The following is a 14,322-nucleotide window of genomic DNA, read 5'->3' as shown; positions in this document are numbered from 1 at the left end:
ACGAAAATCGCGGTAATGTCCGCGCTTTTTGGTTTATTGTTCAAGTGCATAGAGTTATGCACTTTATATTTGATGCCTCAAAAGTATGATGGTTGTGGCGTAAAGAGCCGCTCGTCATTTGAGTATCATAACTACGCGTCATTCCTCGTTTCGCGAGCTTGCGCAACATCTAAAGCTTAAACATCAACCCGTTCTAGTCATTTTGCAGTTTATCTAAAGGGATTAAACCATGATAGGCATAGTAGCCTATGGGGCCTAAAAATAAGCTTAGCAGGCACCATAAACATTTTTTGTTAGTGCTGAGATTAACTTGGCTCTTAAATACTCGAGCTGCGAATAAGCAATGCAGTAGGGCTAAACCGATGAGCATCGCTATGATTATAATATCCGTATTATCCAAGTACTTTATCCCTGTAATTCATCGTGATGATTTAGCATAAAATGTTAAAAAGGATTTACTCACTTTACCTAAGTGAGAGCTACTTTACGTGAACATTTTACCGATTGCTATGGGGTATATAAAAATAAACGTTAATTCTTATTTACTTATAGAAGTTCCTAACAAGTAATTTGGGGTATTACCAGACTGCCAGATCACATATTTAGTCATGGCATGTTGAAATATGTCAGTGCTTGTTAGCTCAGTTAACCATGCCATAAGCCGTGGGAAATCCCCGTTCAAATCCCGTTTGGCATCCACCGCAGTAAATTGGCGGATAAAAGGCATAATGGCAAAATCAGCAAGGCTTAACGCAGGGCTGATAAGATAAGGATGTTGCTGAAGCTGTGCTTCGAGTCGTACCAGAAAAGTGCTGGCCTTGGCGAAATAATCCGCCTGCGAGTATTCTGGATACCGGTCTGCATATTTGTACTTATCCAGCCAAGGTTTAAATTCAACATCATTTTGCACAATAAGCTCATTAATCAGGCTTTGCGCTGAGGTGGTTTGTCCGAGTAACTGCTGTGCGGCTGGCGAGTCAGCCTTATGCAGTCCCCAGATCATAATATCCAAGCTCTCAGCAATCACCTCTCCAGTAGGGAGCTGCAATATGGGCACTGTGCCCTTGGGGGAGATGGCTAACATCTCCGCGGGTTTCGCTTTAAGGGTGATTTCTCTCACTTCCACTTGGCATTGGCCGAGCAATAGCCCAAGTCTAGCGCGCATAGCATAAGGACAGCGGCGAAAACTGTAGAGTATGGGTAAGGGCATAGTCTTATTCCTTAATACAATGATAAAAACGATTTAGTCACGACTGTGGGTTAAAAGTCGGCAATAGTAGTGACTTTAAAACAGAAATACTGCGTTTATTACTGATTATTCCACCGTTTGCCTGTAAATAAGCAATGACCTTGGTTTTTGTCTGTGTTTATCCGACTGTGACTCAGGTAGAATTTCGCCCTATTTTTGCGACCTAGCTTAGGCTTGGGTGATTATTGGTTAATGCACTGGAAATTAAGTTCCAGCCAGCAGTTGAGGGTGTTATGTCTAACGTTGTTGTTTGTGCTTTATATAAGTTTGTTTCATTACCGCATTTTGAGTCGCTGCGTGAGCCACTCCTGTCCATGATGGAACAGGCCGAGATTAAAGGCACATTGTTGCTGGCAAGTGAGGGAATTAACGGCACAGTGGCCGGCACTCAAGCGGCTATCGACGCACTGCTGGCTTGGCTGAATAACCAAAATGGCCTTGAAAACATCGTTTACAAGTTATCCTTTGACGACGAAATGCCTTTCTACCGCACTAAGGTGAAGCTCAAAAAAGAAATCGTCACCATGGGCGTCGAGGGTATCGATCCGCTTAAAGTGGTGGGCACTTACGTTAAGCCACAGGACTGGAACGCGCTGATTTCCGATCCTGAAGTCATCCTAGTGGATACCCGTAACGACTATGAAGTGCAAATCGGCACCTTTAAAAATGCCATTAACCCCGTGACCGAAACCTTTAGAGAATTCCCTGAATATGTGAAGCAGAATCTCGATCCTGCCAAGCATAAAAAAGTGGCGATGTTCTGCACTGGTGGTATTCGCTGCGAAAAATCAACCGCTTATTTAAAAGAGCAAGGCTTTGAAGAAGTGTATCACCTCGAAGGTGGCATCCTTAAATACCTTGAAGAAGTCAAACAGGAAGAAAGCCTGTGGGAAGGCGAATGTTTTGTCTTCGATAATCGTGTGGCGGTCGACCATGATTTAAAGAAAGGCCAATACGATCAATGCAATGCTTGTCGTATGCCAATCACTGAAGCGGAAAAACTATCCCCAGCTTATGTGCAAGGCGTGAGTTGCCCACATTGTATTGATAAGATTTCTGAGGAGCAGCGAAAGCGTTTTGTTGAACGTGAACGCCAAGTGAATTTAGCTAAATCCCGTAATGAGGCTCATATTGGTAGTGATGTGAATCATGTGATTGAAGCCCGTCGACAAAAGAAAGAAGCACTGCGCAAACAAGCTGCAGAGAAAAACAAAACCAAGCAAGCTAACACTTAACGTATGCACAGCTAAGGTGATGCTGTTCAATTATGGACAGCCTCACTTTTTTTACCGGACGATTATGCAGCAGAAATGGCAAACTAAAGGCTGTCAAAAGGAAGGGCAGGCAAGCTCTGGCCCTTACTTTCTGTCATGATAGCCGCTTGTCACCTGAGTCAAATGGCGACATGTCACTCCTCGTTTCGTAAGCACGAGCTTGCTAGAACGATCAAAATTTAATTCTGAATGTCTTAAAGAATGTCCTATATGGCAAAATCGATTGGTCGCGCTAATGATAAAAATGACCACTGGTTATCTTTAATGAACATCCGCCCCATTAACGGGGCGGTAAAGCATTTACCAATGGACTTTGCCAATATTTAAGAGTGTTCAACCTAATATTAAACGTTATGACGTTTGCCTGAGCGTTTCAGTTTTTCTGCTTCTAGCTTAGCGGCTTTCTCGGCGGCTTTTTCAGCCAGAATGCGTTCCACTTCGGCTTTTTCGATTTCAGCCATCGCTGGGGTTTCGAGGGATAATAGGCCAATTCGACCAGAGCGGTAATCGTGTAACACGACTTCCGAGGCTTTATGTAAATCGATGCGACCACCGGGACGCAGGGCACCGCGTTTACGGCCGATTTCTTCGAGTAACGCCATATCATCCTTAGGTAACTCGCTGATGTTATAACGCTCGCAAATTTCCTTCGGGTACGCCTTTAAGAAATAACCAGCGGCAAACAGTGCCACATCTTCGTATTCCATGGCGGTATCTTTAATGGCACCCGTGACGGCGAGGCGATAGCTACTAGCTTCGTTATCGACTTTAGGCCATAAAATCCCTGGCGTGTCCGAGAGCACTATGCCATTACGTAGATTAATACGCTGCTGGCTTTTGGTGACGGCGGGTTCGTTACCGGTTTTGGCGATAACGCGACCGGCTAAGGTGTTGATAATGGTGGACTTACCCACGTTTGGGATCCCCATGATCATAGTGCGAATATCTTTTTCAGTTTTATCGCGACTCGGTACTAACTTACGACAAAGATCCGGCAGCATTTTCAACATACCCGGTTGCAATGTGGTAATCGCTGTGGCTTTTACCCCTTGTTCACGCTCAAGATATTCAATCCACTGGGCGGTAATGTCGGGATCGGCTAAGTCGGATTTATTCAGTAGCTTAATACAAGGTTTGTCGCCGCGAAGCTTTGACACCATGGGGTTTTCACTACTGTAGGGAATACGGGCGTCCAGCACCTCAATTACTAGATCGACCTGAGGCATAGCCTCTTCGATCTCTTTGCGTGCCTTGTGCATGTGCCCCGGATACCATTGAATTGCCATGATAGCGCCTTGTTCTAAATGACCTAAAGACGGCTATTCTACCTTGAAGGCGACGAATGTCATAAAAAAAGCGCCCGAAGGCGCTTAATTGCTTAATCTTGATGCGAATTTGGGCATATATTGCTTAAAGTACGCCTAGCTCGCGTAATCTTTCCATTAGGTAGCTGTCGGCGGTATAACGCTCAGATAGCACGACCGAAGGTTTAGGGTGTAAGAATAAGGGCAGTGAAATACGCGACTTAGTCTTATCTGTGCCTTCTGGGTTAATCACGCGGTGTGAGGTCGATGGGAAGTAACCACCCGAGGCTTCCTGCAACATATCACCAATGTTGATGATAATATTGCCAAAATCACTTGGCACATCTAACCAAGAGCCGTCTTTGGCTTTGACTTGCAACCCTGGCTCGTTGGCCGCGGGCAGCACAGTGATAAGGTTAATATCTTCGTGGGCCGCTGCGCGAATAGCGCCCATTTCTTCATCGCCTGTCATCGGTGGGTAATGCAGAATGCGCAGCAGGGTTTTGTGGCTGTCGGCAATCATTTCTGGCAGTGGGATAGAGAATTTGGCTTTTACCTCGTCTGGTGAGTAGGTTTCAATCCACTCTAACAGTTCAGAGGCTAGCGCATTGGCTTTTTCATAGTAAGCCAGAATATTGGTGCGCAAAGAATCTGGAATACGACCCCAAGGGTACACGTGGTAATACTCTTTGATGTCTTTAACCGTGTGGCCTTTTGCTGTTTCAGAAATCGACGCGGGGAAAAAGCCATCGTGGGTTTCACGATTGAACATAAACTCGTTCTTAGCGTCAGAATTGAAAAAGGCTTGCCACTCAGCGTAAATGTTTTCGACCAGCTCTTTATCGATAGGGTGGTTAGAGAGCACACCAAAGCCCGTTTCACGTAGGGATTCGACAAAGCGTTTGGCGCTATCGGCTGCGCGATAATCAATGGTTTCTAATTTCATATTGTTTCTACTTGTTATATATGGTTGTTAACCAAACACTTTCTAAGGATAAAGGTAAGGAGTCATTGCCACTTATCTCATTATCGGTATGGTGCGCTAAGCCCTAGTGCAAAGCGGCCAAAATAGAAAGCATTTGGGTAGAGAATTGACCCGCAGCAAGTGTAGCTTTGCACTTTGCTTGGTGCAAACACTCAAGACGATGGACTGAGATTACTGCTGAATTTTCCTCCAGTTATTTAAGCAATGGCTCAATCAACAGGATTTTATCGACTAAAGCGGCTACTATGCCAAAAAGCCAATTCAGGCCGAGGCGCAATAAACCTAAGGAATAAACGGTCTTATGCAGGCGAATACCTTAGGAGCTAAAGGAGACTTTTATGAACAAACTGACTGATTTTGAACGCTATGTCATAGAAGAAAAGGGCACTGAACGTCCCTTTAGCGGTGAGTACTATAAACATGACGCCAAAGGCGTGTATTTGTGCAAAAAATGCCATGCGCCGTTGTATCGCTCAGAAGATAAGTTTAATGCCCACTGTGGTTGGCCAGCCTTCGATGATGAAATTCCGGGCGCAGTGAGTCGTCATGTCGACGCCGATGGTCGCCGTACCGAAATCGTGTGTAGTCAGTGTGGCGGTCATTTAGGCCATGTGTTTGAAGGGGAATATTTAACGCCGAAGAATATTCGCCACTGCGTTAATTCTGTCTCCATGGTATTTCAAGCGGCCGATGAGGCGGCTGCATCGACGCATAACACAGCCTTTGCCACCTTTGGTGCGGGCTGTTTTTGGTGTGTTGAAGCGATTTTTAAGAGCCTTAAGGGCGTGCTGAACGTCAGCTCAGGTTACGCGGGCGGCGAGGCGAGCGATGCCGATTATAAGTCGGTGTGTTCGGGATTAACTGGGCATGCCGAAGTGGTGCACATCGAGTTTGACCCCGCGCAAATCAGCTTTACGACGCTGCTGCAGGTGTTATTTGAGAGTCACGATCCCACCACGCTTAATCGCCAAGGCAATGATAAAGGGCCGCAGTATCGCTCCGTCGTCTTTGCCCACGATGCGGCGCAGATTGAAGAGACCAATGCCATGATTGCCAAATTAACCGAGGCAAGGGTATTTGATGCGCCGATAGTGACCCAAGTGGTGGCTTTTGAGTCATTTTATCCCGCTGAGGATTACCACAATGACTATTTCGCCCTGCATGGCGAGCAGCCCTATTGCCAAATTGTGGTGCGGCCAAAGGTTGAAAAGATCAGAGCCATTTTTGCAGAGCTACAAGCATAGGCTTAATGTGCGACCAAAATGACGGATAAAAAACGCCACCGATTAGGGTGGCGTTTCCGTTAATTGCTTGCCTGATAGGCTGAAGACTCAGTGCATTAACGGGATTGCGCTAACCACTCGGCATATTGTTTTGCGTAATAACTGACAATTAAATCGGCGCCGGCACGCTTTAACCCTATAAAGGTTTCGGTGACGACGGCGCGCTCATCGAGGGCGCCCGCCAGTGCGGCAAACTTAATGCCGGCATATTCGCCGCCGACTTGATAAGCCGCTAAGGGAAGGTGGGTTTCTTGTCTTAGGCGACTTAACACATCCAAATAGGGCGTGCCGGGTTTCACCATCAAAATATCCGCGCCTTCCTCTTCATCGAGCAGCGCTTCGAGCAAGGCTTGGCGACCATTGGCGTAATCGAGTTGGTAGCCTTTACGGTTTCCACTAAGTTCACAATCCACCGCGGCCCTAAAAGGCCCATAGAAGGAGGAGGCGAATTTGGCTGCATGGGCCAAAATGGCAATGTGTTCAAATCCTGCCTCATCCAGTCCTTGGCGAATGGCTTTTATCTGGCCGTCCATCATCGCCGATGGCGCCAGCATATCGGCTCCGGCTTTGGCGGCGGTAATGGATTGTTTGACTAAGTTAGCCACGGTTTGATCGTTACAGACTTCGTCATGGTGCAATACGCCGCAGTGTCCATGGTCGGTATATTCACAAAAACAAATATCGGGGATCACCATTATCTCTGGCGCGGCGGTTTTGATGGTGCGGATCATCCGTGCGAGTAAGCCATTGTCATCCCAAGTGTCGCTGCCCTGTGCATCTTTGGTGTGGGAAATACCAAAGGGCATCACATAGCGGATCCCTAGGGCGTAAAGCCTTTGGATTTCATCGGCAAGCGCACTTTCGGGCAGACGGCAGATCCCCGGTAAGGTTGAAATGGGTACGGCTTGGTTGATGTGCTCTTCAATAAAAAGTGGGTGAACTAAGTCGCTTAGGGAAATCTGGGTTTCACGCACGAGATCACGCATGGCTTCAGTGCGGCGTAGGCGTCTTAAACGGCGAAGAGGTTTGAGGGATTTTTCTTGTGTACTGCTCATTGAATTTCCTTATTAACAGTGTAAAAGCATCACGCGAAGTTTCGCGTCAAAGGGAGAGAGTTAAAACGATGCTTAGGTTGTACTTGTTGGTGCTTTAGTGAACTTGATTAAGTGAGACAAAAGCTTCAGCACTGTTTGCTCAGACCTAAAATAGGGCAAAAGTTTCCCTGTATTTGGACCAAGGCCGAAGAGGTTGTTGAGTTAGTGATGGCGATCACAAACCCAGCGCTAAGCCAATCGAGCCATTCACCGCTGTTTTTAAGCCTTTGCTTTCGATTATTTGATGTTATCATTTGCGCCAATTTACACTTGGTATAGTGCAGGATTTCGATAAGTCGCTATTCGTCTGTCCAACTATACCCACAGCGCGGTTTTTATATGACAACACCCCAAGACTCTGTTTGTATTCTCGCCCTCGACACTTGTACCGAAGCTTGTTCGGCTGCCCTGTATTATCAAGGACAGGTTTTTGCTGAGTTAGCCGATGCGCCTCGGGAGCATAGTCAGCGTTTATTGCCTATGGTGGAAGCAGTATTAAAACAAGCCAATGTCGGCTTAGATAAACTGGATGCCATTGCTTACGGCCGTGGGCCAGGCAGTTTTACGGGCATCCGTATTTGTACCAGCATGACCCAAGGTTTAGCCCTAGGGTTAGACTTACCCGTTATCGGCATTTCCACCTTAGCGGCCATGGCACAAATGGCGATTGCTGAGCACGCTGCCGAGCAAGTGCTCTGTTGTATCGATGCGCGCATGGGAGAAGTGTACTGGGGTCAATTTGTTGCCGTCGATGGCATTGCTACATTAGTCGGTAAAGAGGTGGTGAGCGCGCCTGAACAGGTTGAGCTGGCATTCGATCTTAATAAAGCCATTGTCGGCTGTGGCACTGGATTTGATGCCTATCCCGAGTTATTAGCTCTAGGCAGCGGCATTACCTCCTTAGCGGCGGTGAAGTATCCCGATGCCCGAGCCATGTTAGCGCTGGCCGAAGCGGGTATCAAAGCGGGATTAACCACCAGTGTCGATGAACTCGAGCCTGTATATCTTCGTGATACTGTGACATGGAAAAAGTTACCGGGACGTGAATAAACTGTTCATTATTCCCCGTGATACGTTAGAATCTAAAGTGTCTGCATTGGCTCACGATGTAGACATCAAATCTTAGTTAGGCGTTTGTCACAACAGCCTAACAATACTAACTAGGGCTACTAGGATATTAACTGGGCATTTCGATGCAGGTAAATTCGCTTCAAACGAGTTTGACACAAGCGGTTGCGAGTAATCGCCCCGCAGTCATACAGGGAATGTCGCCGACGGAAGCGCCGCGCCCTGTGATTGAGCTCGATGCGGTTTCAGCCTTAGCCCTTGATGATACCGATGAAGGATCGTCACAAAACCTACAATCCAGACTCGGTGCCCAACTCGAATACGAGCAAAGTACCCGAGGACATCAAGGGGCTATCGCCCAATACCTACAAACGCAACATGCCGCCAAACGTGAAGAGATTCAGCAGATGGTGGGTGTGGATATTTATGCCTGATAGTGCGCCTGTGTCTTCTCAATCCCGTTTTACACCTCGTTTAACTGGCGGCCTTCCGAGCCGCGGTTTGTTTATCATCGAACTGATGCTGGCCCTCATTTTGACGCGCATTCCTTATCTGAGTGTGCCTTTTAAGTGGTTAGAGAGCTATTTCCACGAGTTGTCCCATGGGATAGCGACAGTGCTCAGTGGCGGCATAGTGAGTCATATTCAACTCTTTCCCAATGGTGCGGGGTTTTGCTTTAGCCAAGGTGGCTCGCCACTGGTGATTGGATTTGCGGGCTATTTTGGCGCAGCCTGTTGGGGATACCTTATTTATCTGCTGGCGACTTGGCCTAAGGGCATTCGCCTAAGCTTTGCGTTTTTAGGCGGTTTAGTGGTGCTAAGTGGTCTGCTGTGGGGGCGAGATTTGCTCACCTTAGCCATTTTAGCGGTACTGACGATAGTGTTGTTACTGCCGTTAAAACTCAGCAAAAATAAAATCCTCACGCAATTTTTACGCATTATTGGTTTGATGATCATGCTCAATGCGCTGGCAAGCCCAACGGTATTGCTCGGACTCGAAGGGCAGGGCGATGCGGTGCTGCTGGCTGATCGTTCATGGATACCAGCGTGGATTTGGGTCGCCATTTGGTTGTTTTGCAGTATCTGCGCCTTGTATATGGCTTGGCGGCGGGTGGATTCCGCCATCTCTCGTTAATACATCGCACATTAATGCTCCCATGACATCACAAATATTTACAGCCTAAATGGTCAACTTATGCGGCTAATTCTTGGATTTTTTTATATAGACTGCTAGCTTAAGTCTTCGGTATCCAAGGAGAATTATTATGAAAAAAGTCACACTCATCGCCAGTATGCTGATTGCTGGTCTCTGTTCAGGTATGGCCAATGCAGATGAAGCATTAGATAAAGCCATTAAAAGTGATTTTCGCCAAGCCAAAAACGCTAGCCGCGATATTTATCGTCACCCCGCAGAAACCCTTACATTTTTTGGTATAACCCCAACACAAACCGTGATTGAACTTTGGCCAGGTAATGGCTGGTACACTGAAATCCTTGCCCCTTATCTTGCGCCTAAGGGACAATATATTGCCGCCAGTTTCGAAACTACCCCCAGCACGGACACCCCTGGTAATCGCTATCGCGCCAATGCGGGCGTGAAATTCGATACTTGGATGACGGCCAATAAAGCCTTATTTGGTAATGCGAAAATGGTGGTTCTCGACCCTCCAGCCAAAATGAATTTAGGTGCCGATGGCAGTGCTGACTTGGTATTAACTTTCCGTAACTTACATAATTGGGCTTCAAGCGACCAGCTCGAAAACGTGTTTGCCGCTTCTTACAAAGTGCTTAAAGATGGCGGTGTATTTGGCGTCGTCGAACATAGAGCCAATAAAGGCATGAATATGAGCACGGGCTATATGGATCAAGACGAGATGATCGCGCTGGCCAAAAAGGTCGGTTTTACCTTAGCCGAAAGCTCCGAAATCAACGCCAATCCGAAAGACACTAAGGACTATGCCAAGGGAGTATGGACGTTGCCACCTTCCTTTGCTTTAGGTGATACAGATAAAGAAAAATACCAAGCAATTGGTGAGAGTGATCGCATGACGCTCAAATTTGTCAAAAAATCCCGCTAATCACCTGACATTAGAGGCAATATGTGGCAATCTTTCGCCCCCAAAAATCAAGTCGAGTTTGTGTTACCCCATATCAAGCTGAGTGGTCGATTATGGGGAGCGAAAGATAAGCCATTATTGCTCGCGTTGCATGGCTGGTTAGACAATGCCAACAGTTTTGAGCCTCTCGCTGAGTATTTGTCAGATTACCAAATTCTTGCCATAGATTGGCCCGGTCATGGTTTTTCGGCGCATCGGCCGGGACATTACCCATTACACTGGATTGACTATTTATACGATCTCGATGCGTTACTGGCGATTTTGCCACAAAAGCCACTGGCTATTATTGGGCATTCATTAGGGGGGATTATCGCCTCTGCGTATACGGCAGCATTTCCAGAAAAGGTTAATAAGCTGATTTTAATTGAGGCCTTAAGTCCCTTATATGAGTCAGCAACCCAAGCCAAATCGCGGCTGAGGAAAAGCTTTTACCAACATGAGAAATTTTTAGCGCAAAAACACAAACGGATGAGAGTCTACGATAGTCTGGAAACGGCAGTTAAGGCTAGAGTGCATTTAACCGGATTGGCCGAACCGTGGTGTCGACTATTACTTGACCGCAATATGCAAGCGACTTCTGATGGAGTTGTTTGGCGAAGTGATCCAAGACTAAGGCTCGACTCGCCAATGCGACTGACCTTTGAGCAAGTCGATGCTTTAATGCAAAATATTTCGGTGGTTACCTTACTCATCTGCGGCAAACAAGGTTTTAGCCAATTACATACGGCGCTACCTAAAGCAAGGAAATGGTTCAGCAATTTGTCTGAACATATGCTTGAGGGGGACCATCATGTGCATATGGATAATGCGCAAGCGGTTAGTCAGTTAATCCAACGTTTTGTCGAATAATGGCTTTTACTAACATAAAAAAGACACTAGGTTTTTTGTTTCTTTTATGTGATGATGATCAAAATTAAAACGCCCGTATGATTTATCCGGGTAAATCAATAACAATAAAATGTAAGTCGGTATTTTAACTCGGTATTTGTCGAGTATTGGCGGTAGTAAGGGTACCGTATCCGCAGTTGTGGGGATTTAGGAGAAAGTAGTGGATCAGCCTTGGATTAAACATTTACCAAAAGATGTGCCTGCTGAGATTAATGTGGATCAGTATTCATCGCTTATCGATATGTTCGAGACCGCGGTGGCTAAGTATGCGGATCAACCTGCATTTATCAACATGGGGGCCACGCTAACTTACCGTAAACTTGAAGAAAGTAGCCGTGCTTTTGCTGCTTATTTACAAAATGAATTGAAGCTACAAAAGGGCGATCGTGTCGCACTGATGATGCCCAATCTGTTGCAATATCCTATTGCGTTGTTTGGGGTATTACGTGCTGGTATGGTGGTGGTTAACGTTAACCCACTTTATACCCCGCGAGAGCTCAAACATCAGTTGATTGACTCGGGCGCCAAAGCCATTGTTGTGGTGTCTAACTTCGCCCGCACCTTAGAAGAAGTGGTCGATCAAACGCCCGTGAAAAGTGTCATTATCACTAGTTTAGGCGATCAACTAAGTGCGCCAAAACGCACCTTAGTTAACTTTGTTGTTAAATATATTAAAAAACTGGTGCCTAAATACGATCTACCCCATGCCCTTTCGATGCGCGAAACCTTGTCAAGAGGTCGCAGAATGCAGTATGTCAAACCCGTAATCACTGGGGGTGACCTTGCCTTTTTGCAATATACTGGTGGTACGACTGGGGTTTCAAAGGGCGCCATGTTAACCCACCGTAATGTGGTGGCAAACGTGTTGCAGGCCAACGGTGCTTATTCTCCGGCACTGCGGGATGGTACTGAATTTGTTGTAACTGCATTACCGCTTTACCATATTTTTGCCTTAACAGTGAATTGCTTACTGTTTTTACATAAGGGCAGTCAGAACCTCTTAATCACTAACCCTCGGGATATTCCAGGGTTTGTGGCTGAACTCAAGAAATATCCTTTTACCGCCCTGACAGGTGTTAACACCCTGTTTAATGCCTTAGTGAATAGTAGTGATTTTGCTGAGCTGGATTTTTCTCGCCTCAAATTATCCATTGGTGGTGGTATGGCAGTGCAAAAAGCCGTGGCCGATAAATGGCAGAGCATCACTAAAACCCGTTTACTTGAAGGTTATGGGTTAACTGAAGCCTCGCCCCTGTTAACATGCTGTCCCTATAACTTAGACGGTTATAACGGTTCTATCGGTTTTCCTGCGCCATCTACACTCATTCAAGTGCGTGATGATGCGGGTAATGTGTTGCCCCAAGGCGAGACAGGTGAGCTATTTGGCAAAGGCCCACAGATCATGAAAGGCTATTGGCAGCGTCCAGAAGAGACCGCCAAAGTGATTGATAAAGACGGCTGGCTCGCCACGGGCGATATTGGTTATATGGATGAACAGGGTTTCTTCTATATTGTTGATCGTAAGAAAGACATGATTTTAGTTTCTGGCTTTAACGTCTTCCCCAATGAAGTGGAAGAGGTTGTTGCTTTACATCCTAAGGTGATAGAAGTTGCGGCAGTAGGGGTTCCTAATGATGCGAGTGGCGAGTTAGTGAAGGTGTTTGTGGTGGCGAAAGATAAATCTTTAACCGCTGAAGACATCATTAAGCATTGCCGAGTGCATTTAACGGGATATAAAGTGCCGAAGCTGGTAGAATTTAGGGACGAGTTACCTAAAACCAATGTGGGTAAGATCTTGCGACGAGAACTGAGAGACGAAGTCAAGCGCGCGTAAGATTGAAGCCGGCAATAAGCCGGCTTTTGTTTTTATGGATGTGATTATCCCACAGGAACTGGAGAAGAATTTGTCAGTGTTTCACTATGTGAGCGACGAAGCGAGCCTCAATGACCTCGTCGCTCAATATCAACAGAGCGCAGTACTGGTATTAGATACCGAGTTTGTGCGCACACGTACGTATTACGCTAAGCTTGGCCTGATCCAAGCCTATGATGGTAACACCTTAGCTTTGATTGACCCTGTGGCTTTGCCCAATCTCGGTGCATTTTGGGCTTTGTTAGATAATCCAAACATTATCAAGCTAGTACATTCCTGCAGTGAGGATTTAGAAGTCTTCGCCCATTATGGCCAGCGCCAACCTACGCCCTTATTTGATAGCCAAATTGCGGCTTCATTATGCGGTATGGGCCATGGCTTAGGTTATGCCAAGTTAGTCGAAACCTGCTTAGGTGAAGTGATTGATAAAGGTGAGTCACGCACCGACTGGATACGTCGTCCCTTAACCGAGGCGCAACTTAGCTACGCCGCTAATGATGTGTTGTATCTTTATCAACTTTATCCGCAACTCGCCGACAAGCTTAAAGCGCAAGGCCGTTTAGATTGGCTTTATGAAGAAGGCGAGCGGATGACTGAAGGGCGTTTAGCTCCTCCCGATCTCGAGACTGCATACCTTAAAGTAAAAAACGCATTTCAATTAACCGAGCCTCAATTGGCTTACCTTAAAGTGCTGGCTAAATGGCGTTTAGAAAAAGCTTTGGCACGGGATTTAGCCTTAGGCTTTGTGATTAAAGATCATGGTTTAATTGCGCTAGCGAAAAAACAGCCTAAAAGCATGAGTGATTTGTTTAAATTGAACGATTTAACTGAGCAGGAAAAACGCATCCATGGTAAAGATATTTTACGGATAATGCAGACTGCTGACTTAAACAATCCGCCGGAGCTAGTTGATGTTTTAGCGCTTAAACCGGGTTATAAATCCGCTTTTAAGACCATTAAAACCTGTTTAACCGAACTCTGTGAACAACATGCCATTCCGGTGGAAATGCTGGGCTCTAAACGTCATATTCATGAGTATTTACAATGGCGTTGGGATACACAGCAGGGCGAATTGCCGACGGTGTTAAATGGCTGGCGCGCAGACATTGCGGCCGAATCGTTGGCAAAGCTTGAAGTTTAAGTTTTACTGATTAGGCGCCAATATTTTGCTTTTAACATTTCGGTTTT

General features: G+C 46.3%; 13 protein-coding genes. 9 read left to right on the top strand and 4 right to left on the bottom strand.

Translation table 11 applies throughout. The features are described 5' to 3' along the window. Positions 1–538: 538 nt before the first annotated feature. Positions 539–1,210 carry a glutathione S-transferase gene (locus tag IEY09_RS11870; protein ID WP_188871197.1) on the bottom strand — a complete coding sequence of 224 codons (672 nt, stop codon included), beginning with the start codon at positions 1,208–1,210 and terminating at the stop codon, positions 539–541. A gap of 272 nt (positions 1,211–1,482) precedes the next feature. Between IEY09_RS11870 and trhO the strand changes: the two genes are divergently transcribed. Further along, a complete protein-coding gene (trhO, locus tag IEY09_RS11865; protein ID WP_037418375.1) occupies positions 1,483–2,484 on the top strand; it encodes an oxygen-dependent tRNA uridine(34) hydroxylase TrhO in 1,002 nt (333 codons plus the stop codon). A gap of 383 nt (positions 2,485–2,867) precedes the next feature. On the opposite strand, the gene ylqF is transcribed toward trhO, so the two are convergent. Together ylqF and IEY09_RS11855 are read right to left on the bottom strand one after the other, a co-directional pair. Beyond that, on the bottom strand, positions 2,868–3,809 hold the full coding sequence (gene ylqF / locus IEY09_RS11860; RefSeq protein WP_011622949.1) for a ribosome biogenesis GTPase YlqF: 942 nt from the start codon (positions 3,807–3,809) through the stop codon (positions 2,868–2,870). A 124-nt stretch (positions 3,810–3,933) separates the two neighbouring features. Then, entirely contained in the window at positions 3,934–4,773 is an 840-nt protein-coding gene (locus tag IEY09_RS11855; protein WP_188871195.1) for an isopenicillin N synthase family dioxygenase, read from the bottom strand. Positions 4,774–5,150: 377 nt separating this feature from the next. Here IEY09_RS11855 and IEY09_RS11850 point away from each other — a divergent pair, with 377 nt between their 5' ends. After that, positions 5,151–6,056 carry a bifunctional methionine sulfoxide reductase B/A protein gene (locus tag IEY09_RS11850; RefSeq protein WP_188871194.1) on the top strand — a complete coding sequence of 302 codons (906 nt, stop codon included), beginning with the start codon at positions 5,151–5,153 and terminating at the stop codon, positions 6,054–6,056. Between the two features lie 95 nt (positions 6,057–6,151). On the opposite strand, the gene hemB is transcribed toward IEY09_RS11850, so the two are convergent. Next, a complete protein-coding gene (gene hemB, locus IEY09_RS11845) occupies positions 6,152–7,150 on the bottom strand; it encodes a porphobilinogen synthase (protein ID WP_140907016.1) in 999 nt (332 codons plus the stop codon). 378 nt (positions 7,151–7,528) lie between these two features. Here hemB and tsaB point away from each other — a divergent pair, with 378 nt between their 5' ends. The 7 genes from tsaB (at position 7,529) to rnd (ending at position 14,275) form a co-directional block, all read left to right on the top strand. Beyond that, positions 7,529–8,239, top strand: a complete 711-nt coding sequence (tsaB, locus tag IEY09_RS11840; protein ID WP_069454863.1) for a tRNA (adenosine(37)-N6)-threonylcarbamoyltransferase complex dimerization subunit type 1 TsaB — start codon at positions 7,529–7,531, stop codon at positions 8,237–8,239. 143 nt (positions 8,240–8,382) lie between these two features. Continuing rightward, complete coding sequence (locus IEY09_RS11835) at positions 8,383–8,691, top strand: hypothetical protein (RefSeq protein ID WP_069454864.1); 309 nt, start codon at positions 8,383–8,385, stop codon at positions 8,689–8,691. Continuing rightward, positions 8,684–9,391, top strand: coding sequence for a M50 family metallopeptidase (locus IEY09_RS11830; protein ID WP_037430432.1), 708 nt, complete (start codon positions 8,684–8,686; stop codon positions 9,389–9,391). The genes IEY09_RS11835 and IEY09_RS11830 overlap by 8 nt, the downstream gene beginning before the upstream one ends. 130 nt (positions 9,392–9,521) lie before the next feature. After that, entirely contained in the window at positions 9,522–10,334 is an 813-nt protein-coding gene (locus IEY09_RS11825) for a class I SAM-dependent methyltransferase (protein WP_037430429.1), read from the top strand. Positions 10,335–10,355: 21 nt separating this feature from the next. Beyond that, positions 10,356–11,222 (top strand): alpha/beta hydrolase, encoded by an 867-nt coding sequence (locus IEY09_RS11820; protein WP_144346188.1) that lies wholly within the window; start codon positions 10,356–10,358, stop codon positions 11,220–11,222. A gap of 199 nt (positions 11,223–11,421) precedes the next feature. After that, positions 11,422–13,095, top strand: coding sequence for a long-chain-fatty-acid--CoA ligase FadD (gene fadD / locus IEY09_RS11815; protein ID WP_188871192.1), 1,674 nt, complete (start codon positions 11,422–11,424; stop codon positions 13,093–13,095). A gap of 70 nt (positions 13,096–13,165) precedes the next feature. Beyond that, positions 13,166–14,275: a ribonuclease D gene (rnd, locus tag IEY09_RS11810; RefSeq protein ID WP_188871249.1), complete on the top strand. Its 1,110-nt coding sequence runs from the start codon at positions 13,166–13,168 to the stop codon at positions 14,273–14,275. Positions 14,276–14,322: the final 47 nt, after the last annotated feature.

Source organism: Shewanella xiamenensis (assembly GCF_014647135.1).
Classification (GTDB): domain Bacteria; phylum Pseudomonadota; class Gammaproteobacteria; order Enterobacterales; family Shewanellaceae; genus Shewanella; species Shewanella xiamenensis.
This window is presented reverse-complemented; position numbering and strand designations above follow the sequence as displayed.